We start from the raw sequence: 673 nt of genomic DNA, 5'->3' as shown, positions 1-673 counted from the left end.
TGCTGTTGTCAATCACAACCATTTCGATGCCAAGGATTTCAGCGTAGTCGGCAAGCATCGGCAATGTGACAGCTTGGCTGTACACTGCGTGATGTGCGCCGCCAGCGTGAATCCACGCGGCTGCTGCGATATTTAAGTTGGGCTGAGGTTCCCAAAGCGCGTGAGCTACAGGCAAATGTGGCAGTGACTGTGGTGGTGTGACGGTATCAATCACGTTGACGATCATTCTAAAGCGATCGCCAAGATCAATAATCGACACGTTTAACGCTTCACCAGATTGGCCGCTGAAAATTAAGCGTGGAATATCGCAACGACAGCCAATGGTGTGACGATGAACTTCCAATCTTGGTTTCGCTGCTGCGATAGTTGGACAAACTTCTAGCATGTGAGCGCCTAACACTTGCCCTTTTTCGCCGAAGTTGTAGGTATAGTCTTCCATAAAAGATGTACCGCTCGGTTTGCCTTGCCCCATGACTTTCATGATGTGCGTCATTGCTGCGGTTTTCCAATCACCCTCTCCGCCGTAACCAAAACCTTTAGCCATTAAGCGCTGCGTTGCTAGTCCTGGTAAATTTGTTAAGCCAGTTAGGTTCTCAAACGTGTTGGTGAAAGCGCCTGCTCCAACAGATTTGAGGAAAGATTCCATCCCAAGTTCTAAACGTGCCTCTTGCGA

Annotated in this window: 1 pseudogene; it reads right to left on the bottom strand. The window is 49.0% G+C overall.

Annotation, left to right across the window (positions count from 1 at the left end):
* Nucleotides 1-673 (bottom strand): annotated as a pseudogene (locus tag R7Q09_RS26005) (L-arabinose isomerase); the annotation flags it as partial.

The sequence above is a fragment of the Vibrio sp. 2130-1 genome, assembly GCF_033339515.1.
This window is presented reverse-complemented; position numbering and strand designations above follow the sequence as displayed.